This is a genomic window from Candidatus Nomurabacteria bacterium, from assembly GCA_023898605.1.
Taxonomy (GTDB): Bacteria; Patescibacteriota; Minisyncoccia; order Phycocordibacterales; family UBA9973; genus HK-STAS-PATE-34.
Genome location: CP060230.1, coordinates 541,609 through 566,049 on the forward strand (window position 1 = coordinate 541,609; position 24,441 = coordinate 566,049).

Annotated in this window: 26 protein-coding genes; 14 read left to right on the forward strand and 12 right to left on the reverse strand. The window is 37.7% G+C overall.

Annotation, left to right across the window (positions count from 1 at the left end):
- Positions 1-15: 15 nt before the first annotated feature.
- Positions 16-1,020, reverse strand: coding sequence for an HlyC/CorC family transporter (locus tag H6791_03105; protein ID USN94715.1), 1,005 nt, complete (start codon positions 1,018-1,020; stop codon positions 16-18).
- Between the two features lie 73 nt (positions 1,021-1,093).
- Between H6791_03105 and H6791_03110 the strand changes: the two genes are divergently transcribed.
- The gene (locus H6791_03110) at positions 1,094-2,008 is read left to right on the forward strand and encodes a hypothetical protein (protein USN94716.1); all 915 of its coding nucleotides are present in this window, start codon (positions 1,094-1,096) and stop codon (positions 2,006-2,008) included.
- Positions 2,009-2,198: 190 nt separating this feature from the next.
- Here H6791_03110 and H6791_03115 read toward each other — a convergent pair whose 3' ends face one another.
- The 4 genes from H6791_03115 to rny all read right to left on the reverse strand — a co-directional run bounded on the left by H6791_03115 (position 2,199) and on the right by rny (position 4,907).
- Entirely contained in the window at positions 2,199-2,471 is a 273-nt protein-coding gene (locus tag H6791_03115) for an HU family DNA-binding protein (protein ID USN94717.1), read from the reverse strand.
- A gap of 199 nt (positions 2,472-2,670) precedes the next feature.
- Entirely contained in the window at positions 2,671-3,015 is a 345-nt protein-coding gene (locus H6791_03120) for a hypothetical protein (GenBank protein USN94718.1), read from the reverse strand.
- An 81-nt stretch (positions 3,016-3,096) separates the two neighbouring features.
- Positions 3,097-3,363, reverse strand: coding sequence for a GIY-YIG nuclease family protein (locus tag H6791_03125; protein USN94719.1), 267 nt, complete (start codon positions 3,361-3,363; stop codon positions 3,097-3,099).
- 17 nt (positions 3,364-3,380) lie between these two features.
- Positions 3,381-4,907 carry a ribonuclease Y gene (rny, locus tag H6791_03130; protein ID USN94720.1) on the reverse strand — a complete coding sequence of 509 codons (1,527 nt, stop codon included), beginning with the start codon at positions 4,905-4,907 and terminating at the stop codon, positions 3,381-3,383.
- Positions 4,908-5,154: 247 nt separating this feature from the next.
- Between rny and H6791_03135 the strand changes: the two genes are divergently transcribed.
- A complete protein-coding gene (locus tag H6791_03135) occupies positions 5,155-5,514 on the forward strand; it encodes a hypothetical protein (GenBank protein ID USN94721.1) in 360 nt (119 codons plus the stop codon).
- A gap of 32 nt (positions 5,515-5,546) precedes the next feature.
- On the opposite strand, the gene clpP is transcribed toward H6791_03135, so the two are convergent.
- From clpP to nusA, 6 genes are all read right to left on the reverse strand, one after another.
- Positions 5,547-6,131 carry an ATP-dependent Clp endopeptidase proteolytic subunit ClpP gene (gene clpP, locus H6791_03140; protein USN94722.1) on the reverse strand — a complete coding sequence of 195 codons (585 nt, stop codon included), beginning with the start codon at positions 6,129-6,131 and terminating at the stop codon, positions 5,547-5,549.
- Between the two features lie 164 nt (positions 6,132-6,295).
- The gene (locus tag H6791_03145) at positions 6,296-7,378 is read right to left on the reverse strand and encodes a hypothetical protein (protein USN94723.1); all 1,083 of its coding nucleotides are present in this window, start codon (positions 7,376-7,378) and stop codon (positions 6,296-6,298) included.
- A gap of 81 nt (positions 7,379-7,459) precedes the next feature.
- On the reverse strand, positions 7,460-7,825 hold the full coding sequence (locus H6791_03150; protein ID USN94724.1) for a hypothetical protein: 366 nt from the start codon (positions 7,823-7,825) through the stop codon (positions 7,460-7,462).
- Between the two features lie 12 nt (positions 7,826-7,837).
- Entirely contained in the window at positions 7,838-8,503 is a 666-nt protein-coding gene (locus tag H6791_03155) for a hypothetical protein (protein USN94725.1), read from the reverse strand.
- 101 nt (positions 8,504-8,604) lie between these two features.
- Positions 8,605-9,135, reverse strand: coding sequence for an inorganic diphosphatase (locus H6791_03160; GenBank protein ID USN94726.1), 531 nt, complete (start codon positions 9,133-9,135; stop codon positions 8,605-8,607).
- 3 nt (positions 9,136-9,138) lie between these two features.
- Positions 9,139-10,380, reverse strand: coding sequence for a transcription termination/antitermination protein NusA (gene nusA / locus H6791_03165; GenBank protein ID USN94727.1), 1,242 nt, complete (start codon positions 10,378-10,380; stop codon positions 9,139-9,141).
- Between the two features lie 143 nt (positions 10,381-10,523).
- On the opposite strand from nusA, the gene H6791_03170 reads away from it, so the two are divergent.
- The 5 genes from H6791_03170 to H6791_03190 are packed head-to-tail and all read left to right on the forward strand — an operon-like array spanning position 10,524 to position 15,162.
- The gene (locus H6791_03170; protein ID USN94728.1) at positions 10,524-10,892 is read left to right on the forward strand and encodes a hypothetical protein; all 369 of its coding nucleotides are present in this window, start codon (positions 10,524-10,526) and stop codon (positions 10,890-10,892) included.
- 1 nt (position 10,893) lies between these two features.
- A complete protein-coding gene (locus H6791_03175; protein ID USN94729.1) occupies positions 10,894-12,975 on the forward strand; it encodes a hypothetical protein in 2,082 nt (693 codons plus the stop codon).
- Positions 12,976-12,995: 20 nt separating this feature from the next.
- The gene (locus H6791_03180) at positions 12,996-13,718 is read left to right on the forward strand and encodes a hypothetical protein (GenBank protein ID USN94730.1); all 723 of its coding nucleotides are present in this window, start codon (positions 12,996-12,998) and stop codon (positions 13,716-13,718) included.
- Between the two features lie 2 nt (positions 13,719-13,720).
- On the forward strand, positions 13,721-14,431 hold the full coding sequence (locus H6791_03185; GenBank protein ID USN94731.1) for a hypothetical protein: 711 nt from the start codon (positions 13,721-13,723) through the stop codon (positions 14,429-14,431).
- The gene (locus H6791_03190) at positions 14,419-15,162 is read left to right on the forward strand and encodes a hypothetical protein (GenBank protein USN94732.1); all 744 of its coding nucleotides are present in this window, start codon (positions 14,419-14,421) and stop codon (positions 15,160-15,162) included. Before H6791_03185 ends, H6791_03190 begins: the two co-directional genes overlap by 13 nt.
- Positions 15,163-15,198: 36 nt before the next feature.
- Here the strand turns inward: H6791_03190 and H6791_03195 are convergent, their stop codons facing one another.
- On the reverse strand, positions 15,199-16,527 hold the full coding sequence (locus tag H6791_03195) for a T9SS type A sorting domain-containing protein (protein USN94733.1): 1,329 nt from the start codon (positions 16,525-16,527) through the stop codon (positions 15,199-15,201).
- Positions 16,528-16,669: 142 nt separating this feature from the next.
- Between H6791_03195 and H6791_03200 the strand changes: the two genes are divergently transcribed.
- From H6791_03200 to H6791_03230, 7 genes are read left to right on the forward strand one after another with little or no spacing between them, the layout of a single operon-like run.
- Positions 16,670-16,960 carry a hypothetical protein gene (locus H6791_03200; protein ID USN94734.1) on the forward strand — a complete coding sequence of 97 codons (291 nt, stop codon included), beginning with the start codon at positions 16,670-16,672 and terminating at the stop codon, positions 16,958-16,960.
- A complete protein-coding gene (locus H6791_03205; protein USN94735.1) occupies positions 16,957-17,487 on the forward strand; it encodes a PH domain-containing protein in 531 nt (176 codons plus the stop codon). Before H6791_03200 ends, H6791_03205 begins: the two co-directional genes overlap by 4 nt.
- A gap of 51 nt (positions 17,488-17,538) precedes the next feature.
- Positions 17,539-19,290, forward strand: a complete 1,752-nt coding sequence (locus H6791_03210) for a type II/IV secretion system protein (protein ID USN94736.1) — start codon at positions 17,539-17,541, stop codon at positions 19,288-19,290.
- A 4-nt stretch (positions 19,291-19,294) separates the two neighbouring features.
- Positions 19,295-20,512: a type II secretion system F family protein gene (locus H6791_03215; protein ID USN94737.1), complete on the forward strand. Its 1,218-nt coding sequence runs from the start codon at positions 19,295-19,297 to the stop codon at positions 20,510-20,512.
- Between the two features lie 10 nt (positions 20,513-20,522).
- Positions 20,523-22,334: a hypothetical protein gene (locus H6791_03220; protein ID USN94738.1), complete on the forward strand. Its 1,812-nt coding sequence runs from the start codon at positions 20,523-20,525 to the stop codon at positions 22,332-22,334.
- Between the two features lies 1 nt (position 22,335).
- The gene (locus H6791_03225; protein USN94739.1) at positions 22,336-22,950 is read left to right on the forward strand and encodes a prepilin-type N-terminal cleavage/methylation domain-containing protein; all 615 of its coding nucleotides are present in this window, start codon (positions 22,336-22,338) and stop codon (positions 22,948-22,950) included.
- Positions 22,951-22,955: 5 nt separating this feature from the next.
- On the forward strand, positions 22,956-24,437 hold the full coding sequence (locus H6791_03230) for a hypothetical protein (GenBank protein ID USN94740.1): 1,482 nt from the start codon (positions 22,956-22,958) through the stop codon (positions 24,435-24,437).
- Positions 24,438-24,441: the final 4 nt, after the last annotated feature.

Consider the following 24,441-nt stretch of genomic DNA (forward strand, 5'->3'; position numbering starts at 1 on the left):
TAGATTTTAGCATATTTATGATTGATTTTCTTTAGCGTATTCGCGCAAATCAACAACTTCGTCAGTTTCGTCCACTATTTCTCCTACAAGTACCTCTAGAACGTCCTCTAGGGTCACTATGCCAGCTGTTCCACCAAATTCGTCTCTAACTACTGCCAGGTGTGTCCTATTCTTCTTGAAGATCGTCAGAAGCGCGTCTACTCTTGTTTTTTCACTAACAAAAAGAGGCTTGTCTGCTATGTCTACAGCACGTAGGTATTTGTTGTCTCGAGCAAGTTCTATAAGGGCTAGTTTTGTCTGTATAACACCTACGACGTTGTCTAGATCTTTGTCTATAACAGGTAGCCTAGAATAAGCTTTTTCATAAAGGCTTTTGCTTAGATCTTCTAGCTTTGCGTCTTTTTCTACATAATCAACAACAGTTCTGGGTGTCATGATGTCTCTAGCTGTTTTGTCGTTCATGGTAAAAACTCTACCGATCATCTCTCTCTCGTCTTTCTCGATAGAACCCTCAAGTTCACCGAGCTCCGAAAGAAGCCTCAACTCTTCTTCTGAAGTTATTTTTTTGTGGCGTATGAATTTTTTGGTGATTTTTTCTATAAGAAACGTTACTGGTCTAAACACACTTGTCAGAAACAGAACAGGTCTAGATACAAATAGTGCTATTGGTTCTGCAAAGTTGTCTCCTAGGGTTTTTGGGATTATTTCTCCTAGTAAGATTATAAGTATTGTCAAAATGGCACTTATAATTCCCAAAAGTTCGTCTCCAAAAATTTTTGTTGCAACGTGACCTATAAAGATACTACCAACAATATTGTTTACATTGTTTAGTAGAACAATTGTGGTGATGCTTCTAGAAGGGTGTTTTTTTATTTCGAGTAGGGCAGAGGAGCCGAACTTTCCTTGTTTTTTTAGTATATTTGCCTTAGAAAGACTGACCCCAAACAAAGAAGTCTCAACCAAGGAGAATATAAATGACAAAAGAATAACCAGAAGTCCGAGAAATATTAAACTAGACATATATGAGGACTATTATAGCAGAAATTTGCAAAAATGCTTTTGGGGGTGTAAAAATAGAAAAAACCGCTTGAAAATGAAAAAAATAAAAGATTTTTTAGGACTTGTTACAAGGATTGCAATTGTCCTACTCAGTACATTTTTTCTTTTTTGGACCATCTTTGCGATTGTTGGAATTTTTGAAAAAAATAAAAATCCAATACCGGAAGACAGCTTTACAGTTATTCCACCAGTAATTCTGAATACCTATTACAGTAGCGGCGACATTGAGACAGATCATATTATTAATGTTTTTGCAGGATGTGAAGAACTTACTCGAGAGGAAAAGTTATCTATTTTCTTGGAGGACACCATTTTTGAATGTAAATCTGCACTAGAAAGAGCTGTTGTTTTTTCTTGGAAAAATGAAACAAAAAATAGACTGGATCTTTTTTCAAAAATGTCATTGCCTGAGTTTGATAGATATCTTTATGAGCATAACATAAGCTTGGATAGATTTTCTGTTGTCGCATCGGATAGTGTCGATGCTGATCTCTGGAAAGAAATGGTTTGGGGGGTTTACAATAAGTCTCCTGGATCAAAGTTCTCTTTCAAGAAAAAAGGGGAAGGAAACATGATGCTTCGTATTGGAGCAGACGCATTCTACAACCCTTTGTCTAAAAGGATATCCTTCAAAAAAATCTGCAAAAAAGGAGATGACGGAATATTCAGACCGGATATCGATATTTTCTTTGGTGAAATAGCACATTCATTACAGTTTTATTATCAGCCCTGCAGGTCAATTTCTCGAGCAACGGGCGGTATATTTAGATCATTTTTATTCTGGCCAGTAGATAATTCTATTGGAGCCAGGAGAAGTGTATCTGATCTGTATTGTTTGGAATACTCTAGAGAAAATTCCCTAGAGCATGAAGCACACACATGCCTGAGAAAATGCTTTGATTCGTATCTAGAAGTTTTTTATTCCAGACCGGAGGATATAGTTTATTAGGCCGAGCATTGCCCGGCCTTTTTTATTTTATATAAAACGAAAACACCTCGCTAAAAGCGAGGTGTTTTCGTAAATAGGAATACGGGGGACTATTTTTCCTTCGGCCATTACTTGTTGCAACAAGTAAGGCTCAGGATTTGTTAGTTGTTACTACTTAACTGCGTTCTACCTAAGGCAGACAGGCCTTAATTTATTTGACCGCATCTTTTAGAGCTTTTGCTGCTCTAAACTTAGGAACACGTGTTGCAGGAACTTGAACCGCTTCTCCAGTTTTTGGATTTCTTGCAGTTCTAGCTGCTCTGTCTTTTACAGAGAAGATTCCTAGACCAGCTATAGAAACTTCTTCGCCTCTTTTTAGAGTAGAAACGATAGAATCTATTATTCCGTCTACTACGCCCTCTGCAGCAACTTTTGTTGTACCCATTTTTTGGTGTACCATTTCAACAATTGCTTGTTTGTTCATAGTTTTTATATAAGAAACAGGTTTTCTACTAGTCGAAAACGAGCTTCATTATTAGGCTGATAATACTAAGCTTAGCTTTCAAATATGCTTGATAGCTATAAACTATTATACAGCAAGGCTATTTTTTGGCAAAATATTGACAAAATTGTTACATGTTTTTTAAACAAATAAAAAATCCGCCGTTTTGGCGGACTTTTGATTATTCTAACCACTTTTTGTCTAAATAATACTCTACACTTTCTTTGTCCATATCTCCTTTTATGTACTCAAGTGCAAGACTTTTGTCTTTTTCCCTAAGAGATTCTATTTCGCTAAAAATTTTTTCAAAATCCTCTCTACTTGTTTCATTTCCTTCTAGCCACCCTTTGTCTAGATAAGACTGTATATCTTCTTTTGACATCTCTTCTCTAGCATAGCTAAGCAATAAGTCTTGTGCTTTTTCGCTCATAGCACCTACTTTTTTGAGAATTTTTTCAAAATCCTCTCTACTAATTCTATCTTCTTTTGTTTCAGGTGTATTTGCACCAGGAAATCCTTCATTCATAGTTTTTTACTTTAGTTAGATTGTTAATGTTTTTATTTTATCACTGATTTTTATCTTGCAAACCCGGTAGTGAGCCTTTGTTTAAGACAAAATATTTTTAAAGTAATCTTTTAGTCTTCTTTTAAACATTCTCCTGCCCGTGCTAGTTTTTAGATATTTTTCTCTTCTTTTTGCGTCACTTTCAAGAATACAGGCCTCATAATATATGATTTTCCACGGCATATATCTTTTGGTTGAAATATTTTGTCCAGCGTTATGTTCTGCAACTCTATCTTTTAAGTTTTTTGTATAACCAAAATACAACTCATTAGAATGTTTTTTGCTTTGCAAGCAATAAACATAGAACATAACAAAACAAAGATCTACTACCGGGCAAACTCTATCACCCTAGTTTCTCTTATAACCATAACTTTGATTTCTCCAGGATATCGGAGTTCTTGCTCTATCTTGAGTGCAATATCTCTCGCCATTTCTTTGGCATCGAGATCAGTTACTTCTCCTGGTGTTACGAAAACTCGAACCTCTCTACCAGCAGAAAGGGCATATGTTTTTTCTACTCCAGAGAAAGAGTTTGCGATATTTTCTATATCTTCTAGTCTCTTTAGATATTGTTCGACACTATCTCTTCTTGCTCCTGGTCTTCCTCCAGATATAGCGTCGGCTGTCTGAACAATTCTAGCTTCTAGTGATTCATAAGGGTATTCATCGTGGTGGCTTCTCATCGCAATAACTATTCTAGGATCAGCACCAAACTTTTCTAGTATTCTTATACCTATTTCTACGTGTGTACCTTGAACTTCATGATCCAGAGCTTTTCCTATGTCGTGAACAAGAGCACCGGCCTTGGCAACATACGGATCTAGTCCCAACTCTTCGGCAATCATTCCAGCAATGTGTGACATTTCTACCGAGTGTTGCAACACATTTTGACCATAACTAGTTCTGAAATATAGTCTTCCCAAAACCGCAACAAGTCTAGGATCAAAGTTTAGTATCCCACACTCATAAACTGCTTCTTCACCTTTTTGCTTGATGATTTTGTTTATGTCATTCTTGGCTTTTTCGATTTCTTCTTCTATTTTTGCAGGTTGAATTCTTCCGTCTAGAATCAAGTTTTCTAGAGCGACTCTGGCGATTTGCCGTCTAACTGGGTCAAAAGAAGATATAACTATTGTTCCTGGTGTGTCGTCTACGATAAGTTCTACACCGGCTGCTTTTTCAAACGCTCTTATGTTTCTACCTTCTTTTCCTATAATTTTTCCTTTTATTTCGTCTGAAGGTATTGTTACAGAAGTCGTCATCATTTCAGAGTTTGTTGCACTAGCTAATCTCTGAATTGTTGTAGTCAAAATCTCTCGAGCTTTTTTCTCAAGTTTTTCTTCACCGTCTCTTTCGAGTTTTTGAAGTTTGACTAGTATGTCTTCCTCGTTGTTTTTTCTTATCTCTTCGAGGATTTTATTTTCCGCGTCTTCTTTTGTTAAACCAGAAATTTTTTCTAGTTCAGTCTTCTTTTTGTTCTCGATTTCTTCTACTTCTTTCTTTTTGTTCTCGATTTCTTCCGATTTTTGTTTTATTTGTTCAGATTCTTCGTCCAAGTCTTTTTGTCTTTGGTCTAGGAATTCTTCCTTTTTGATAAATCTCTCTTCGGTCTTTTTGAATTCCAATTCTTTTTCTTTTTCTAGACCTTTGAGTTCTTCTATCTTTTCTTCTTCTTTCTTTTTTGCGTCGTCGAGTATTTTTCGAGCCTCTTCTTTGGCTGAGATCATCATCTTTTTGATCTCGAGCTCCATGGAACCTTTCTTTCCCAAAGAAACTATAAGTCTCAAGTAGTACCCGAGCGCGAGCCCGACAAGCATTCCCAATGCTCCGAGCGCAATTGCAAATGTGCTCATACTTTTTCTGTAAGAGCAAAATCTGCCCAAGATATATTTATTTTTTCGTTAGTTTTTCAGAGGATTCAATGTTTTTTAGGTTTGAATTTGTTTGATTTTCAGAGTTTCGGCGGTTTTGACAGAATTTGCCCTTCTTTTGGTTACTTATTAATCTACAAAATACATACTAACATTTATTTTTGTATAGTGCCAGAATCTGGCTTGCCATAAGTTATTTTTGTGTTAGTTTAATAAAAAACCCGTACATATGCCCATAAAACTAAAAAAACTCTTTTCCAAAAAAAAGAAACTTCTCGGGGAAAATCATCGTGATTTTGGGAAAAATATTGTCTTGGATGAGAGTGGTTTTGTCAAAAGAGAAACCTTCTCCAGTCTGATATCAGAAGTTTCTTCCTTCTTGGAAAGAAGTTCGAAATATCTCAAGGAAGAAGAGATACTCGCCTTCAAAAAGTTTCTCGAGTTTTTGAAGAAAAACGAGAAAAAAGCTCCAGGCAATAAAAAGGTAGAGGAAAAACGGAACAAAAATAATCCGGCAGTGCAGAGGCACCATCGTGGATTTGATGACCGCGATTCAAATTTTCTCCAGAAAATTCCTGAATTTTTCTGACAAAAACCCGCACTCTTTGGTGCGGGCTTTTTCTATGACTTTGCTTTTGTGATTATGTCGTCGATGAGTCCGTATTTTTTTGCTTCGTCAGCCTCCATATAGTTGTCTCTATCGGTGTCTTTTTCTACTTTGTCTATTTTTTGGCCTGTGTTTTTAGAAATTATTTCGTTTAGAACTTTTTTCCATTTGAGTATCTCTCTTGCTTGGATTTCTACATCTGAAGCTTGTCCTTGTGTGCCACCAAGTGGTTGGTGGATCATGATTCTAGAGTTTGGAAGAGCAAATCTTTTGCCTTTTGCTCCGCCAGAAAGTAGAACTGCACCCATAGAAGCCGCCATACCTACACATATAGTAGATACATCTGGTTTTATGTATTGCATTGTGTCGTATATGGCCATACCAGCTGTTACTGAACCTCCTGGTGAGTTGATATATAGCTGTATGTCTTTCTTTGGATCTTCGTGAGCTAGAAATATAAGTTGTGCGATTACAAGGTTAGAAGTGTAATCGTTTACTTCATCGTTTAGAAAAACGATTCTTTCCTTGAGTAGGCGAGAGTATATGTCGTAAGCTCTTTCTCCAAATTGTGATTTTTCTAGTACGGTAGGTATCAACATAAGATAAAAATTGATTAAGTTTATAAAAGTCTTTATTTGTTAAATCAGCACTTCTCGCCCCGTACTAAAAATGAAGCAACGAGCGCTTTTTAGTATTGGGGGGACTGTTGAGATTAACATATGTTTTTACTAATTAGTTTTGTATTTTCGAATAATAACAATTTTTATTCCTTTCCACCAGCTTCTCCTTCTAGGATTTTTATAACTTCTTCGTTTCTAGATGTTTCTTCTACGTAGTTTCTGACCCTTATTTTGTCAGCTCCAGGATACATACCCATAAGAGCGTCTACTTCTTTGTCTATTTTTGCATCATCTATTTTTATTTTTTCCTCTTTTGCAATTTCTGAGAAAACCATTTGTAGTTCAACTCTTTTCTTTGCGCTTTCTTTCATTTCTTCGCGGAGTGCTTCTGGTGTTTTGTTTATTTGTTTTAGATAATCTTCTGTTTTCATGCCAGAACCTTTGATTCTTGCATCTAGTTCAAACATCATGATATCTATTTCGTTTTCTATCAATATTTCTGGAAGAGATACTTTTGATTTTTCTCTTATTTCATCAAGTATTTTCATTCTCCTTTCGTTTTTTTGAGCAGCCTTCTTTTCTTCTTCTAGATTTTCTTTGATTTTTTTCTTTAGATCATCTATAGATTCGAAGTTTCCAACACTTTTTGCGAAGTCATCGTTCAATTCTGGTATATCTTCTGGTTTTATGTCATGAGAGTGTGGATGTGAGTGGTCGTGTTCGTCGTTTCCATGTTCTCTTGCGTGTGCGTTTTGTTCTGCTTTCATGTTTTGAAGTTCTTTTATAACATTCTCAACATCTTCGTCTTTTACTTGAGAAGGTGCTTCTTCTTTTACACCACTCGCAATTTTTTTGTAATCCGGAAGAGATATTTCTGGCATAAGAAAAGTAACTATTTTGAATTCAACAGGTGAACCGCTCGCTACTTTTGTAAGAGATATTTCTGGTTGTCCGATAGGGGATAGGTTATTTTCTGTTATTGTTTCTATATATCTATCTAGTATGAGATCTTTTGCAGTTTCTTCTATTAGTTTCAGATCACCTACTTGGTTTTTGACCATATCAAGAGGCGCGTTTCCTTTTCTGAAACCTTTGATCTCTATATTTTCAGCCAGTTTTTTGAGACTTTTTTCTTTTTCTGTTTCTATAAGCTCTACTGGTATTTCTCCCAAAATCTCTATTTTGCTGTCTTTTTTCTCTCCTAGTTTTATTTTTATTTTATCCATAACACAGCACACTTTATACAAAATATAGGCTTATGTCAAAAAAAATCCGCCGATATCGGCGGATTTTTTCAAAAGATGTTTTTACAAGTCTGCGTCTAGATTTTCTAGATCCAAAGAATTTAGATCTTGTTCTATAGAGCTAACGTCGTCAGAAGTGTTTGTTATTTCTGGAACTTCTAGATCATCTACCATGTTTACTTCTGTAAATGTTTCTACAACATCATTTTGTGTTGGCGCTATTGTTTGATTTTTGCTTGAAAGAATAAATATTCCACCTGCAATAAGTATTATGATTATTATCACAATACCCCAAGGACTACCCTTGTGTTCTTTTGCCATAGACATACTACTCTCTGGCATAGACTCGTTTTGACTTGGCATCTCGTTTTGAGACATATTTTCTCCTTCGTTCATAGGAGTTTGATTCATCATGTTTTCACCTTCCATATTTTGTTTTTATTAGTTTTGTTCTTGTGAATAAGGTTTTAGAGCGTCGACTACTGCTCTTAGGCTTTCGTGTACTTTCTTGAGTGATTCTTTTGTTTCTTCTGCTGCAGCCTTGATAGATGCGGGATCTTTTTCATCGTCTGAGATAAGGTCTTTTAGACCATCAACTGAAACTTTTGCATCGGCGATAGAAGTTTTTATGTCTTCTACTAGAGTTTCTATATCAGATACATCTTCTCCAGAAGATTTTATCTTTTCTACTCTAGATTCTACTCTGGTTAGGATTCTTTCTAGGTTTGTTATGGCGTTTTGGAATCTTTCTGAAACAAGTCCTCTCATGAAGTGTCCTTCTTCTCCATCTCTTTCTAGAACACCTTCACCGTTTGGACCTCTGAATCCATGTCTTTCCATCATGTGTTCACCATCTTCACCATCTTCTCTGTCTTCGTTAAGCGGTCTAACGAATCCGGGCACTGCTCTTGGTCTTATAAATCCAGGAACGATTGCTGGAGTTTCCTCCTCATCTTTGTCCTCGATATCTACAGAAGAATCGTCTACTACTGTTTCTGTGCTGTCGTCTATAGACTCATCTTCGTCTTCGGCTCTTGCACTTGTTGCTACAAAACTGATTCCAAGAACCAACATAAGAATCAGGATGTATGATAATTTCTTTTTCATAAATTTGTTTGATTATTTGTCTTAAAATACTAAGAAGGTGCATGATATGCACCTTCTTAGTATAACATAGTGACTATATATCAATATTTATTGTACACAGTCTATTTTCCAAATTTTTCCTTGTATAGATCAACAGATCTATTTACTGCTTCTAGTGCGGCATTTTTGTCACCCCAACCAGTTACTTCTACAACTTTGTCTTGGATTTTTTTGTAAGTTGTGAAGAAGTGTTCGATTTCTTTCAATGTGTGTTTATTTACATGAGAGAGATCTGTAACCTCGTCCCACCTTGGATCTTTTGCTGGAACAGCGATTATTTTTGCATCACTGTCTCCATCGTCTAGCATATTCATGATTCCGACAGGTCTTGCTCTAACTAGTATAGATGGAGCAAGTGGATATGTTGTTAGAAGCACAACATCGAGTGCATCGCCGTCGTCCCAGTATGTTTGTGGTGCAAAACCATAATCAAAAGGGTAGTCTTGTGCAGTGTGCATTGCTCTATCTAGAGCAATAAGTCCAGTTTCTTTGTCTATTTCGTATTTGTTTTTTGATCCTTTTGGTATTTCTACAATAACGTTTATTACTTCTGGAGATTTTTCTCCGATACTAAGTTCGTGTAGTAAATTCATATATTATTCTGCTTCTTCTTCTGTTACTTCTTCTGCGACCTCATTTGTTTCTTCGTTGTTTTCTACTACTTCTTCTACCACTTCCTCTGTTTCTTCGTTTTGAACTTCACTTTCTTCTTCTGTTATTTCGTCTATGTCAGCTCCTTTTATATCTATCTTCCAGCCAGTTAGTTTTGCTGCGAGACGAACGTTTTGACCACCTTTTCCTATTGCAAGAGATAGTTGGTCACCCGTTACTTCAACAAAAGCTTGTTTTTCTTCTTCGTTTATCTCAACATCTAGAACTTTTGCAGGTGATAGAGAGTTGGCGATGTATCTACCCATGTCTTCTGACCAAGGTATGATATCTATTTTTTCGTTTCCAAGCTCACTCATAACAGTAGAAACTCTTATACCTTTTTGTCCAACACATGATCCAACTGGGTCTATGTGCTCGTCTTCTGAATAAACAGCCATTTTTGTTCTTGATCCAGCTTCTCTTGCAATTGCCTTGATCTCGACTGTTCCAGCTGTTATTTCTGGTACTTCAATTTCGAAAAGTCTTTCGATAAATCTAGGGTGAGTTCTAGATAGTCTAAGGTTTATACCTCTTGGACCGTCTTCTACTTCATATAGATAAGCCTTTAGCCTATCTCCTCTTCTATAGTGTTCTCCGTTTGGTTGTTCTTCTGGTGGGATTATACCTGTAGCACGTCCAAGATCTAGGATAACCATACCCCTGTCTATCTTTTGGACTATTCCACTCACGATTTCTCCCTCTCTTTCTCCAAATTCTTCGTGAACAGCGTCTTTTTCAGCTTCTCTTATCTTTTGGATAATAACTTGCTTTGCTGTTTGGGCTGCAATACGACCAAAATCTGTTTTTGTTTCTAGTGGAAATACTAGCTCATCGCCAAGACTTGCATCAGCCTTTATTATTTTTGCGTCTTCTAGCATTATATGATGTTCTTCGTTGTATCTAGGCAGTACGTCTTCTCCCTCTTCTCCTTCTACTACCTCATCCTCTTCTCCTTCTTCTAGTATTCGTACTGTTGATTCGTCTACTACTATTTTTACTTGTTCAAATGTCATTTCGCCAGTCTCTGTGTCAAAGTTGGCTCTGACTATCTGGCCCTTTTTTCCGTATTCTTTCTTGTAAGCGGCAGCAAGTGCTTGGTTTATCGCTTCCAAGATCTTTTCTTTTGGTATTTTTCTTTCTTCTTCTAGTTGCTCTAGTGCTGAAGAAAGTACTTTTAGATCTAACATATTTAATTTTATATTCAATTTTTACTAAAAATCACTCGCTTTCGGCGAGTGTTTACGACACAACCATTATACACAAAAAATAGATTTCCACAAGATATTTTATATATAAAGTCATATTTATCATGATATAATCATGACAAGAAATGGAAAATATTCCTGATTACAATCTAGAAGTAAAAGACAAAGTTTTTGGCGGAGGATCTTCTTCTAAAGAAACTGTTTCTATTCCTGAAGAAGGAGCTTCGAATCCTACACCCACCATAACTCCAAATGTAGAAGACCACCATCCGCACATGAAGAAAAGACATGTCTTTATTATTGCACTAGCTCTGGTTTTGATAGCAGGAGTTGCTGTTTTGTATTCTAAGTTCGGTGATTTTTCCAAAAAACAAGACGGACTATCAGACGCTCAAAAACAAGCAATAATAAATGATCTAAACCAAGAAACTGGACCAGTTACTTTTACTCAAGAAGAAAAGAAGCAAATATTAGATAGTGTAAGTACTCAATAATATGATAAAAAGTTTTAGCAAAATAATTCTTATATTCTCAATACTATTTTTGTTTGGATTTAGTAAGTCTTTTGCTGGGACAGGGGACAATGTTACCGGTTGGGCGTGGTCTTCCAACATAGGTTGGATATCTTTCAACTGTGTTACAGATAGCTCTTGTGATGCCGGGACACTTTTTGATGATCCTGGAGCAGATGGGACACTCGAAGGTCCTGGCGGAGACACTATTCCAGGAACAGAAGACACAGGAGGAACAGATGCTGGAACAGGATTTATAGAAAATTCTTGGAGGATGCTTGTTAATAAAACTATAGAGTCTTTCGATACTGCTTTTGTTTCACCTACATATAAAATATACAAAAAACTCTCTTATCTTATAAAAGATACTCTTTCTCCAGAGACTATATACGCAGATGATCTAGATGGGATTTCTCCTCCTGGAGTTGATTATGGAGTAAACATAGATCCTCTGACAGGAAGTATGTCTGGTTATGCATGGAGTGAAAATATAGGTTGGATTTCTTTCAACGAATCTTCAGGATGCCCCGGAGAAGGTATTTGTAGTCCTAGTATGGACCTTGGAACTGGCGCACTAAAAGGTTGGGCAAAGGCAATAAACGGAAACACATCTGACGACGGTTGGGATGGGTGGATCTCTCTTTCTTGTAAGAACCACGATTTGGTTATTTGTTTTCCAAGCTACAAGGTTAAGTTTGATCTTGGAACAGGTGCAACAAGCGGTACAGATAGATGGGCATGGGGAAGCGATGTTATAGGATGGGTATATTTTGGAGATGTTGTTGTTGATCTACCTCAGCCAACACTTTCTCTCGTTGCTACTCCAAATATTGTTTCTGCTGGCGGATCTACTTCACTTTCTTGGACATCTACAAGTACTACTTCTTGTAGCGCATCTTCTTCTGACGCACTTTGGACCGGTACAAAACCTACAAACTCTATAGCACCGGAGTCAGTTATACCTTCTGGCGATATCGTCCTTACAGATGAGTTTGGAGATATACACTATTACACAAAATATGTGATGGATTGCGATACAACAACAGGTGAACCGATTTCTTCAGAAGAATATGTAGAAGTTATATACGAAGATGGTGTTTCAGCTGGAAGTTTGGTTCTACAAGCATCTCCAACAATTGCTTCTGGTGACAACGGATACAAAGTAAAACTTACTTGGTATTCTCCTACAGCTACAACACTCACATCTTGTGTTGCAAACTCTTACTCTATAGCAACTGGAACAGACGTCCCTCTAACTGGAACTGGCTGGACAGGACCACAAACATCACTAACAGCTACAAACTCTTACACCGCAAGTACTCCGGGTGAAACTATATTTGTTCCAGAAAATCCGACAAAATACTCTATAACTTGTGAAGATGTTCTTGCTAGCGAAAGCGTAACTGCAACAACCGTTGTACCTAGAGTTCTAGCGGTGCCGAGTGTAGATATATTTGCATCGAGTCCGTCTGGAACACCTGGATCATACAACGTTGATCTTTCTTGGGAACCACTAAACGTGACTTCATGTACTGCTTCTAACGAAGATGGAATATCTGGTTGGTCTGGACCAAAGTCTGCGCTACCTGGTCTCAATACTCAAAGTGACGTTAGTCTTTCTGACGGAGGGACAACTTATACCATTACTTGCTCTGGTGCTTATGGTTCTGCGAGTGATTCTGTAACAGTGTTCCCGCCTTCTGATCCTGGAGATGACGGAGATACTTCATGTACAGATTGTTTCCCAGCTGATGGACCTGCTGTTGCGCTAACATATGCTGATTTTATTCCTGGAGTATTGGTTCCTGGATCTGTGACACTTATCTGGAAAACACAAGACGTTGTTTCTTGCGAAGCTTCTTCTACTGATACTCTCTGGACTGGGCCAAAAGCTGCAACTCCAGATGGAATATATACAGAGGTAGGGGTGCTCTATACATCACCGTTTGAAGATTACACAATTACATGTATAGGCGACGACGACTCAACAGTTTCTGACACGCTTAAGCTCAACGATTCTTCACCGAAAAACCCAATTGTAAGACCGACTTGGATAGAGTTTTAATGATATAATTTCGATATAAAATGAAAACAAATCTAGAAACAAAAATAAAAACACTGATACTTTCTGCAATATTTATATCTGCTATTGGTGTTGTTGGCGCAGAAGATTTCGGTGTTTGGAACTATCCAGCCTGTGGCGGTGGAGAATGTAACACTCCAGGACTTGTAAATGAGTCTGTTACATCACAAGGAAAAGAAGGTGATCTATATGTAGTGGCTGACGAGGATATTCCTTCTTCTTCTGGTGAAATTTATGCAGACAGAATCGGTATATGGGGAGACTCTTTCTTGTTTGGTAGTCTAGATATAGGTGATGGAACAGAACCGTCTTCTCTTAGTGTTTTGGGAGACGTAACCCTTCATGACAAAAGATCAGCAAACCCTCTAAATGCAGGAGTAACATATCCAGCTGACATATGTGTAGATTCAGATGGTAAAACTGTTATATGTACTGGTGATACTGATACTGGTTTTGACCCAGAAACTTTTTCTATGCATGACTATACAACTATAGTTGAGACCGGGCTTGTAGAGGGAAACAATGTTGTTGCAACTTGTCCAGCTAGTCATCCGAATCTTATAGGTGGCGGAGGATATTGTTCATCGACAGGACTCGGAACAAGTGAGACAGTCATGAAAAGTATCCCTTATAAGAATACCGGTAGTCCAACATATAACGCATGGATGACAGACTGCGAAAACACAAATGACACTACAACTTCGTATGCAATATGTTCAATATAAATATGAAAAATAACCTAAAGAAAAACATAAAAATAATCTCTATTGCCCTTGTTGCCGCTTTGGGTTATTCTCTATTTGCTAGTGCGTGGTCTATACCTACAGGATATCCTCCATACAGTAACAAATCTAATCCTATAAATAGTCTAAACTCTGATCAGTATAAATATGCGAACCTTTCTATTTTCGACGACACAACAACAGCTGCGATAGAGGGTTCACTAGTTGCCGATAGATTTGAAATATTTGGTTCAGATTTTGGACCAAGCGTATTTTTCGATGCAGTAAATATAGGTCATCCAGCAATAACAACAAGTCTTGATGCGTCACTCTATATAAAAGAAAATGCTAGTATGTCTGTAACTTCACTAGACGAGGGTGTTCTAGGGGTAAACACAGACGGAGTTATGGTCACAAGACCAAACGAGGTTGGAGATCCAGTGTTTTATAGTGCGGGTTCGACAATGACAGTAGTTTATAAAGATTTTGATACAAATAACCCGTATATGGTTTGTCCGGTAGATTATCCATATATAATCGGTGGTGGAGGATACTGTACTGGGGACGGGCTAACATCTGAAAAAATACAAAAATCAATCCCAGACTCTTTGGGCGGAAATGTAGACGGTATAGATCATTTAGAGTACACAAACTGGGGGTTTGGATGTAAGGGTATAGGTGACAATGGTCGTATATATGCGATATGTTCAAAATAGTTATGAATAAAATAAACAATAAAAAAGAAATATTGAGTTTGGTAGCAGTGACTTTTGTTATTGCGATTGTTGCTGGTATAGGATCATTTGTTTCTGCATGGTCAGAACCGGGAAGTGGTTGTAACCCTCCTTCTTGTGATACTGTTTCACCGATAGACGTGAAAAATATTTCTAATAATAAATCAGGAAGAATTTTTATCCAAGACAACACTGCAACTGGTGGAGTAGAAGAAGGTCAGGTTTCAGCTGACAGAATATATACATGGGAAGATGGATCCGTTATAAAAGGCGACACTCTTATAGGTGTGGCTGGTATAACTGGAGTTACTCCAAATTTGTTTGTAAAAAAAGATTTAGTTTTTGATCCTTATAATGAATATAATAGCCCTGGAGTATTTCCAAAAAATCTTTGTATAAATAGTACCGGAGAGATTGTCACATGTGATGCAATCCCAGAAGGTGAGGATCCGTTCTACTCATATTCTAGAGATATAACTATAGTTCACCCCACAAGTGCACTAACCTCTGATGACAGGACAGCATATTGTCCAGCAACACACCCATATGTGATTGGTGGAGGTGGAGAGTGTTATCCAGACGGACTATTTGATCAAAAAGGAATAAAAAGACTCGAACCTATAAAAAGTGGCGCAGCTTACTACAATGCATTCAAGATAGAATGTAGAGCCACAACATCGGAAATAGAAGTTTACGCAATCTGTTCAAAATAATTATAAAAAAAAGAGTCCCCGAGTAGTCGGGGACTTTTAGTTTGCGATCATGAATCTGGCTGACTGACCATTTTCTGTTCGGATGAAGTATATCCCGGGCAGGTAATCAGATGTATTCAAGGTTCCTGAACTAACTTTTTCTAAAAGTTTTCCTTCTAGTGTATAGATAGTTCCAATCCCCATTAACCCACTGATTTCAAGATGATCATTTGCCGGGTTTGGATAAAGATACAATAAATTTGCATCCTTTTGATCTTCAACAGACGTAAAAGTATTGTAAGTATCTTTCAATACCCAGATATCTCCCAACTCGTAGGAGTATTCTTGGACTTCTTCGTCAGTTGCACAGCGTAAGCCGCCTCCGAAAGTTTGCTTTGCAACAAGCCACGTATATCCTTTTGTAAAGATAACATGACAATTGCCTCCACCTCCAATCTTTGCACCCCTTTGGTCGATGAATTCGGTCCAGTCTTTGACATTGTTTGAGAACAATATCTCAGACAGCTCGTCACCGTTTCCAGGATCTTCGGTGGTTATGTAAAGAGTTTCTCCATCGGGACTATTGTATAAGTCTTCGATATCACCGAAACTTCCAAGCATGTCTTCCGAATAGTTTACATACCACCCGGCATTTGACTGTTGGTATACACCGCCACCGCTCATTCCAGCTGCAACTGTTAGTTTACCTTGGAAGAGTTTCATGTCGAGGATCTCGATATACTCGAGAGGCCAGCCTTCCCACTCTTCACTTGCTGAAAGATCTACAAACTCTTGCGAGATGAGATCAAACTTCAGAAATGATTCGTAGTGATGGTTTTCACCGCCGATGAAAAGGTAGTCACCTTTTTGTTCGAGACACCTTACCAACGTTCCATAAGGAAGAATGGTTGTAGTGTCTACTCCGTCCCAGAGTAATATTCTGGACCTAAATCCAAAAGTATTATCATAAGGGAGTTCTTGAACAAACAAGCAATAACCTCTCTCTTCGTCAGCAAAGCCAAACGAAATGAAACCTTCGATACCAAATACCAAAGCCCTTGTTCCGAGAGTGAAAACTCCACCTTCTCCGAAGGTGTATTTCTCACCCTGAAAATCCAGGATCCCGTGAGTACCGTCTTTGACGGACCCCGAAAGGATGTCGTCGCCATCGAGCACAAACGCGCCATCTACAGGCATACCATTAACGTTGGTGATGTTTTTGCCGAAGCAAACAACACTGCCATCATCTTGTGTATATTGACCGTAAATGTAGGCATCGTCGTTGATCATGCCGACAAGATTCATGTAACCCTGCACCGTTGGTGCTTGTGGGTATGCGATCGCTACTACCAGCAGCGAAAGCATCAAAAAGATGAGTTTTTTCATTGCTGATAGTTTTGTTTAACAAAGTTCTTCTGACTCTATAAAACTATTTTTTACTCCAAATGTCAAGCAAATTAAGGATTATTTTCCACAACACCACAAAATAAGGCAAAAAAAGGCCTTTTTGTGGTAAAATTAGCCGGTAATGAATGAAATAGACTATTTCAACACATACAGGATGACCAACCCAGCTCAGTTTATAGAAAGGTTAGACCTAACAAATCTAGACAATATATATCTATCTCCGACAGTGATTTGGCCAGCATTTTTGCTTTTGGTTTGCTTTGTCGGCGTTATTTCTGTGGCGATACTGTTTCACTGGTTTATGTATTCTAGGAGTAAGTTTTGGCCACTTGTGTTTTCTGGAGTGTATTTGTTTGGAGTTCTGACTTCTCTTGGATTTTTGTTAAGTGTTTTGAATAGATTTTTTATATGAGAAAAATATTTTTTGAAAAAGAAGAAAGGGTGATCAAAACAGTAAGAAGAAGCCTGATAATTTTCTCTTTTCAGGTGTTTGGTTTTGTTTTGCTTATGATTTTGCCACTTCTAGTTGCGTATTTCTTCAAAATGTACCTTTCTTCTTATGTAACTATAGGTACAGAGTCTGATCTTATAGGTTTGTGGAGAATATTTCTCGGTATATGGTTTTTGTTTTTATGGGTGGGACTTTCTCTCAAGTTTACAAACTACTTTTTGGACATATGGATAGTCACTGACAAGAGAATAATAGATGTAGATCAAAAAGCGCTCTTCAATAGAAGAGTTGTATATATGAATCTAGATAGAATCCAAGATGTAAGTGTAGAAACAAAGGGTCTTCTAAGAACAATTTTCAAAGTTGGAGATGTTCATGTCCAAACAGCGGGTGCAGAAACAAACTTTGTCATAAAAGATGCGAGATCTCCGAGCTCTGTCAAAGAAGCTATTTTGAAAGCAAGCGCAGAGTTTGGTAAAAATGAATAAAACTGGAAATATTGTAGCGAAGATTTAATTTTATCGTGTTATAATTTAGCCATGCGCATAAAAGATGCAGACCTAAAAAGATTCATACTAGATTCAGGACTTCTTTCTGAGAAAGATCTAAAAGCCGCCGAGGGAATCGCAAAAGAAAAAGAAATAACTCTGAATGAAGCACTTCTAACTCAAGGCAAAATCTCCGAAAATAATCTAAGAAGGATGCAAGCATATGTTTTGGGTATACCTTTTGTTTCTCTTGTTGGTCAAAAGGTTGATTTCAAGATTCTTTCTATGATTCCGGAGCCGATTGCTAGAAAGAACAACATAATCGCCTACAAAAAATCTGGCGAAGAACTAGAAGTGGCTATGCTAGACACAGATGAGCTTCCAGTTATCGACTTTGTTAGGAAAAAGACTGGCCTAAAGATTGTTCCCAGGCTTAGTGATGAAGCATCTATCAAGGACGCACTTTTGCAATACAAAAAATCTCTAAAGGCAGAGTTCGACGACATCATCCAAAAAGAAGCGATGTCACTAAAAGCAATCAAAGAAGACGCTGGTGACGATGTTTCAGAAAAAGATTTGAAAGAAATGGCGGAAGATCTACCTATCGTCAAAATCGTCGACACGCTCATTTCTCACGCGATTTTGCAAGGAGCGTCTGACATACACATAGAACCAGGAGAATACGAGCTCGTTGTTAGATATAGAATAGACGGTATCCTTCACGATGCAATGAAACTTCCAAAAGAGTCTGCTGCAGGTATAACTGCAAGAATAAAAGTTCTTTCGAACTTGAAACTAGACGAGAAGAGACTTCCGCAAGACGGAAGATTCAAGATAAACACTGATGACCAAAAAGTTTCTTTCCGTGTATCTACACTTCCTACTTACTTTGGAGAGAAAACCGTTATGCGTCTTTTGAGAGAGTCTAGTAAGGGATTTACTCTAGAGGGTCTTGGATTCCATGGACTTGGTCTTGAGAGAATACACGAAGGTATGAAGCAACACACAGGGATGCTTCTTGCTGCCGGTCCAACTGGTTCTGGTAAAACCACAACACTATATACAATGCTCGACATGCTAAACACTCCCGACGTAAACATTTCGACAGTAGAAGACCCTATCGAGTATCAGATGCCGAGAATCAACCAAACTCAAGTAAAGTCTGAAATTGGTATGACATTTGCAAACGGACTTCGTGCGCTTTTGAGACAAGACCCAGACATAATCATGGTGGGTGAGATTCGAGATGGAGAAACAGCTTCTTTGGGTATCAACGCATCTTTGACAGGACACCTTGTGCTTTCAACTATCCACACAAACTCTGCTGCTGGTGCCGTGCCGAGACTTATAGACATGGGAGCGGAGTCTTTTTTGATCGTTTCTACTCTAAAAACTGTTATTGCTCAGAGACTTGTTAGAAGACTTTGCCAAGACAAAGAAAAATATATACCTTCAAAAGAAGAACTTGCTGCAGTTTCGAAAATAGCAAATCTAGATAGGATTCTAGAGGTTCTAAAAGAAGAAAAGATAGTTGGTGAAAAAGATGATTGGACAACTATACCGTTTTATAGAGCCAAAGAGTCTGGCGAGTGCCCAGATGGATATAGTGGCCGAGTCGGAATACACGAAATACTTAAAATAAGCCCAGCTATAAAAGAAATAATAATAAAAGACGGGTCACCTGACGAGATAGAAGCCAAGGCAAAAGAAGAGGGCATGATAACAATGTTAGAAGACGGTGTAGTCAAAGCTGCTCAAGGTATAACTTCTCTAGAAGAAGTTCTAAGAGTTGTTTCAGAATAAAAATATGAATTTTAATTACGAAGGAATCACAAAAGATAAAGGAAGAGTAAAAGGGACAATAGAGTCTCCAGATAAGTTCAATGCCGCAAAAGATCTCCGAGAGAAGGGAATAACAGTGCTTTCTCTTGAACCAAAATCTGAAAAGAAGGGGTCTTCTATCCTAGACCTTCTTCCTTTTGGAAAAATAAAACTAGCTGAAAAAATACTTTTCACCAGAAACCTTTCTGGGATGATTTCTGCCGGACTTTCTCTGTCTAGAGCACTTCAGGTTTTAGAAAAGCAAACAGAAAATAAAAAAATGAGAGAAGTTTTGAGATTTCTTATAGATGAAATAGATAAGGGAGGTACACTTTCTGACGGTATGGCAAAAAATCCAAAAGTTTTCTCAGCGATTTTTGTCTCTATGGTTAGAGCAGGTGAAGAGTCTGGAGCACTTTCCAATGCACTAAAAGAAGTTGGACTAAACCTTCAGAAGGCTTATGACCTAAACAAAAAAGTAAAAGGTGCGATGACGTATCCATCTATTATTTTGGGGGCAATAGTTTTGGTTGGAGTTTTGATGATGATATTTGTTGTACCCTCTATTACAAAAACTTTCGTCGAGCTTGGAATTGATCTTCCCACATCAACACAGTTCATCATATTTATGAGTGAACTCTTCCAAAACTACGCGATATTTGTGTTTATGGGATTGGGTCTAGTTGTTTTTGGAGTTATGTATTTTGTAAAAAGAACACCAAAACTTAAAAAGATTTTTCATAAAATCATATTGAAGATACCTGTCATAGGTCTTATCGCAAGACAGGTCAATTCCGCCAGAACAACCAGAACCATGTCCTCTCTTCTTTCTGCTGGTGTTTCTGTTACAAAAGCTTTGGAGATTACAAAAGAGGTTCTTCAAAATACAGAGTTTAAAAACGTTATAGACGAATCAATTGCTTCTGTTCAGAAGGGTGTAGCTTTGTCAGAAGTTTTCAAAAAGTATCCAAAACTTTATCCCGTCATGGTTAGTGAAATGATGGAAGTTGGAGAAGAAACAGGAAACTTTGCTTCTATGCTTATGGACATAGCTGTTTTCTACGAAGAAGAAGTAGATGCCAAGACAAAAAACCTTTCAACAATTATCGAACCTGTTCTTATGATATTTATTGGTGGAGCTGTGGGGTTCTTTGCACTATCTATGATAACTCCTATGTATTCCATTTTGGACACAATCGGTTAAAATTAGAATAATGGTTTTTAACCAAAAAAATAAAAAGTTTTATAGCAAAGGAACGACTTTGATTGAAACGCTTATTGCCGTCGCTTTTTTTGTTGGTGTTTCGACTGCAATCTACGGTGTGTATGGAAAAATACTAGAACTTACTCGCGTTGCTAGAATGCGAGATATTATCGCGACTACAGCAAATGAATATATAGAAATAATCAGAAATCTTCCTTATGCCGATGTTGGTGTAGAGGGTGGAGTTCCAGACGGGGTCATACCCTACCAGCAAAATATAACCAGAAATGGTTACACTATGAGAATACAGACTTTTATAGAAAATGTTGATCAAGATTTTGACGGAACTGTTGGTGGTACTCCAAACGACGACATGCCAGCTGACGCAAAACTTGTCGAGATAAGGGTTCAGTGTATAGAATGTGATACTTATTACAATACGATGGCTTTTACAGCACTTATTTCTCCTAAAAATATGGAGTTTGATACAAACAGTGGAGCGCTTTACGTGTATGTCATAGATGCCAATGGTGACCCTCTCCCAAATATAGATTTAGATATAGATAATGCTTCAGAGTCTATAAGTATAAACGATCAAACTGGGGCCGATGGTGTGTACAAGGTTATAGGTGCACCATCTGGAACAAGAAAATATAGAATACAGGCCACGAAATCCGGGTATACTTTCGACAGTACGTATCTAAAGTCAAACCTTGGCGGCTCTACTCCGGTTCTTCCACACGCCTCTGTAATTGATCAAGAAATTACATCTATAACAATGGTTGTAGACAGGGTCAGTAACATACAGTTTTCATCTGTTGATGAAGACTGCAACGCTATTGGTGCTTTTGACTTTCAACTTACGGGTGAAAAACTTTTGGGTACTAATCCGACATATTTGAAATATAATCAATCTCTCGTTACAAACGCCTCTGGGATAAAAAATCTTTCAAATGTTGAGTGGGACACATATTCTGTTACTTCTATAGACTCTGTATATGACCTTATAGGATCAAACCCTCTTCTCGAGTTTTCTGTCTCACCAAACTCTACTCAAAGTATGCAATTGGTAGTAGCACCAAAAGATCAGCCTACACTACTAGTTAGTGTAAAAGATGGAAGTACTGGCCTTGCACTTTCTGACGTAACGGTAGATATAGACGACGGTGCGGGTTATACGGACAGTGCTATAACTGGTAAGGGATCAAAGAGTCAGACAGACTGGTCTGGTTCTTCTGGTGTGGCTACCTCTGTTCCAGATGGAGTAGATTACTTTTCTTCAGACAGCAACTTGGAACTTAGAAGTCCAGAAGGTGATATGAAACTAAGATATCAAGGTGGAGTGTATCTATCTTCTGGTTATCTTATTTCTTCTACTTATGATACTGGTTCCGCAAGTAATTTTAGTGAAATAACATGGAACCCATATACTCAGCCAGCTGAAGCTGGGGCGGCAAGTAGTGTTAGATTCCAGATAGCTACAAACAATGACTATACAACTTGGAATTTCTTGGGACCAGATGGAACAAACGCCACTTACTATACATATGGAGATCAAGCGATCTCTTCCGTACACAACGGGGATAGATATTTGAGATATAAAGTTTATCTATCTACTGACAATACTGCTTATACGCCGACAGTTTCTGATATAGGTTTTACATATACAACTAACTGTACACCTCCTGGACAAGTAGTCTTCCAAAGTATTCCAACTGGAAATTACACGATAACTTCATCCAAGACTGACTATAATACTGACATATTATCTTTTACAGTTGGTTCGACGTGGCAACAAGCAGAAGTAACACTTACAGAATAATATGAAAAGAGTTCACAATAAAAATTTACAAAAAGGTTTTACGTTGGCAGAAACAATTGTGACCTTGGCGGTTGTAGGTCTTATTGTTGCCAGTGTTGCGGCTTTCCAAGCAAACGTTTTCTCTTTCACTAGAACATTTAATGCTGGGCTTAGTGCGGCAGATCATGCAAGAAGGGTACTCAAGCCTATTTCCAACGAACTTCGCGCAGCAGAAACTTCTGAAGTTGGTAATTATGCTATTTCAGAAGGAACAGCCACTTCGGTTACTTTCTTCTCAGATATAGATTCTGATGATGTTGCAGAAATGGTCAGATATTATCTGGATGGTACTGATATAAAAAAAGAAGTTACTGAACCAGCTGAAAACCCATATGATTATAACAGTGGAACAACAGAGACAATTACTATAATAAGAGGTGTGACAAATAGTGATATATTTTATTATTATGATACAGATTATGACGGAACAACTAGCGCGCTTACTTTTCCTATAACTGTTACAGATGCGAGACTTATAAAAATAAGCTTAACAATAGACGAAGATCCTCAGAAAGATCCACCACCATTATCAATAGTTACAGAGGTTTCTTTTAGAAACTTGAAAGATAATTATTAATCTTTATGAAATTGATTAACTCAAAAAATAAAAAAGGATCTCTTCTCTTAGGCGTTGTATTTTTTTCTGCTATTTCTATATCGCTTGTCACTGCTTTTATAGGGTGGTCAGTTTCTCTTTCTAGGGTTTCAAATACTGTTCTAGACAAAGAACAAGCTTTTCAAATAGCCGACGCAGGAATCGATTATTATAGATGGCACTTAGCCCATGACCCAGATGATTTTCAAGATGGTACAGGTACATCTGGACCATATGTTCATGTTTTTTATAACAGAAACGATATAGCAATAGGCGAGTTTAGTTTAGATATAACTGCTCCCTCAGAAGGGTCAAATCTTGTAACAATAACTTCTACTGGTTCTATATATGATAATCCAGATGCAACAAGATCAATTCAGGCAAAACTCGCTATACCTTCTTTTGCGCAGTGGGCTGTTGTTTCCAATGATAATTTGAAGTTTGATGAGGGGACAGAAGTTTATGGTCCGATTCATTCAAATCAGGGAGTTAGAATGGATGGTATTGCATATAACATAGTAACTAGTTCCGTTTCTGATTATGATGACCCAGACCATGATGGTGATAATGAATTCGCTGTACACACTCATGTAAAACCACCACCAGAAACAGGTACATATGATGATGCCCTAGGTTCTGTTGCTGCAGAGACACCCCCGGCAACTATGGCAGACAGAACAGATGTTTTTTCTGCTGGTAGAGAATTCCCTACAACAACCGCAGATTTTGTTGGCATGAGTGGAGATTTTTCAGAAATGAAAACAGCTTCTCAGACGAACGGCTCATATCTATCTTCTAGTGGTGCATATGGATATAGAATACAGTTAAAAACTGACGGAACGTATGATTTATATAGAGTTGCAAAACTGGTACAGCAAAGCGGGTCTTGTATTGATCCAGGAAACCAAGATGGTTGGGATTTGTGGAGCATAAAAACAACTGGAGGTGAAACGTTTATTGATAATTATGACGTGCCAGCTGATGGAATAATCTTTGTTGAAGATGATGTTTGGGTTAGCGGGCAAGTAGATAGATATAGAGTAACTATAGTCGCGGCAACTTTTCCAGACGTGCCATCAGATAGAAAAAATATAATTATAAATAACGATCTTACTTATACAAATTATGACGGACAAGACGCAATAGGTTTGATAGCTCAAGACAATATAAACATAGGACTTAGATCAGCTGACCACCTAAGGATAGACGGAGCTCTTATTGCACAAAATGGAAGAATAGGTAGATATTATTATTCTGATCAGTGTACTTCGTATTATGCTCGTGACGAGCTTACACTTTTTGGTGCTATTGCCACATATGGAGCTCATGAGTTTTATTATGATGACGGATCTGGTTATGCCGCCATATCTATAAATTACGACTCAAACCTTCTTTATGGACCGCCTCCATATTTTCCTCTTGCAGATGAGGCCTATTCCACAGTTTCTTGGAAAGAAGTCGCAAATTAGTGTC

What these genes read in the sequence shown, in the direction of transcription:
- H6791_03230 (USN94740.1), top strand. Translation starts at nt 22,956, where the DNA reads ATGAAATTGATTAACTCAAAAAATAAAAAAGGATCTCTTCTCTTAGGC.
- H6791_03225 (USN94739.1), top strand. Translation starts at nt 22,336, where the DNA reads ATGAAAAGAGTTCACAATAAAAATTTACAAAAAGGTTTTACGTTGGCA.
- H6791_03190 (USN94732.1), top strand. Translation starts at nt 14,419, where the DNA reads ATGTTCAAAATAGTTATGAATAAAATAAACAATAAAAAAGAAATATTG.
- H6791_03115 (USN94717.1), bottom strand. Translation starts at nt 2,471, where the DNA reads ATGAACAAACAAGCAATTGTTGAAATGGTACACCAAAAAATGGGTACA.
- H6791_03170 (USN94728.1), top strand. Translation starts at nt 10,524, where the DNA reads ATGGAAAATATTCCTGATTACAATCTAGAAGTAAAAGACAAAGTTTTT.
- H6791_03200 (USN94734.1), top strand. Translation starts at nt 16,670, where the DNA reads ATGAATGAAATAGACTATTTCAACACATACAGGATGACCAACCCAGCT.
- H6791_03105 (USN94715.1), bottom strand. Translation starts at nt 1,020, where the DNA reads ATGTCTAGTTTAATATTTCTCGGACTTCTGGTTATTCTTTTGTCATTT.
- H6791_03210 (USN94736.1), top strand. Translation starts at nt 17,539, where the DNA reads ATGCGCATAAAAGATGCAGACCTAAAAAGATTCATACTAGATTCAGGA.
- H6791_03125 (USN94719.1), bottom strand. Translation starts at nt 3,363, where the DNA reads ATGTTCTATGTTTATTGCTTGCAAAGCAAAAAACATTCTAATGAGTTG.
- H6791_03135 (USN94721.1), top strand. Translation starts at nt 5,155, where the DNA reads ATGCCCATAAAACTAAAAAAACTCTTTTCCAAAAAAAAGAAACTTCTC.
- H6791_03195 (USN94733.1), bottom strand. Translation starts at nt 16,527, where the DNA reads ATGAAAAAACTCATCTTTTTGATGCTTTCGCTGCTGGTAGTAGCGATC.
- rny (USN94720.1), bottom strand. Translation starts at nt 4,907, where the DNA reads ATGAGCACATTTGCAATTGCGCTCGGAGCATTGGGAATGCTTGTCGGG.
- H6791_03180 (USN94730.1), top strand. Translation starts at nt 12,996, where the DNA reads ATGAAAACAAATCTAGAAACAAAAATAAAAACACTGATACTTTCTGCA.
- H6791_03175 (USN94729.1), top strand. Translation starts at nt 10,894, where the DNA reads ATGATAAAAAGTTTTAGCAAAATAATTCTTATATTCTCAATACTATTT.
- nusA (USN94727.1), bottom strand. Translation starts at nt 10,380, where the DNA reads ATGTTAGATCTAAAAGTACTTTCTTCAGCACTAGAGCAACTAGAAGAA.
- H6791_03205 (USN94735.1), top strand. Translation starts at nt 16,957, where the DNA reads ATGAGAAAAATATTTTTTGAAAAAGAAGAAAGGGTGATCAAAACAGTA.
- H6791_03220 (USN94738.1), top strand. Translation starts at nt 20,523, where the DNA reads ATGGTTTTTAACCAAAAAAATAAAAAGTTTTATAGCAAAGGAACGACT.
- H6791_03185 (USN94731.1), top strand. Translation starts at nt 13,721, where the DNA reads ATGAAAAATAACCTAAAGAAAAACATAAAAATAATCTCTATTGCCCTT.
- H6791_03150 (USN94724.1), bottom strand. Translation starts at nt 7,825, where the DNA reads ATGGAAGGTGAAAACATGATGAATCAAACTCCTATGAACGAAGGAGAA.
- H6791_03215 (USN94737.1), top strand. Translation starts at nt 19,295, where the DNA reads ATGAATTTTAATTACGAAGGAATCACAAAAGATAAAGGAAGAGTAAAA.
- H6791_03155 (USN94725.1), bottom strand. Translation starts at nt 8,503, where the DNA reads ATGAAAAAGAAATTATCATACATCCTGATTCTTATGTTGGTTCTTGGA.
- H6791_03120 (USN94718.1), bottom strand. Translation starts at nt 3,015, where the DNA reads ATGAATGAAGGATTTCCTGGTGCAAATACACCTGAAACAAAAGAAGAT.
- H6791_03145 (USN94723.1), bottom strand. Translation starts at nt 7,378, where the DNA reads ATGGATAAAATAAAAATAAAACTAGGAGAGAAAAAAGACAGCAAAATA.
- H6791_03110 (USN94716.1), top strand. Translation starts at nt 1,094, where the DNA reads ATGAAAAAAATAAAAGATTTTTTAGGACTTGTTACAAGGATTGCAATT.
- clpP (USN94722.1), bottom strand. Translation starts at nt 6,131, where the DNA reads ATGTTGATACCTACCGTACTAGAAAAATCACAATTTGGAGAAAGAGCT.
- H6791_03160 (USN94726.1), bottom strand. Translation starts at nt 9,135, where the DNA reads ATGAATTTACTACACGAACTTAGTATCGGAGAAAAATCTCCAGAAGTA.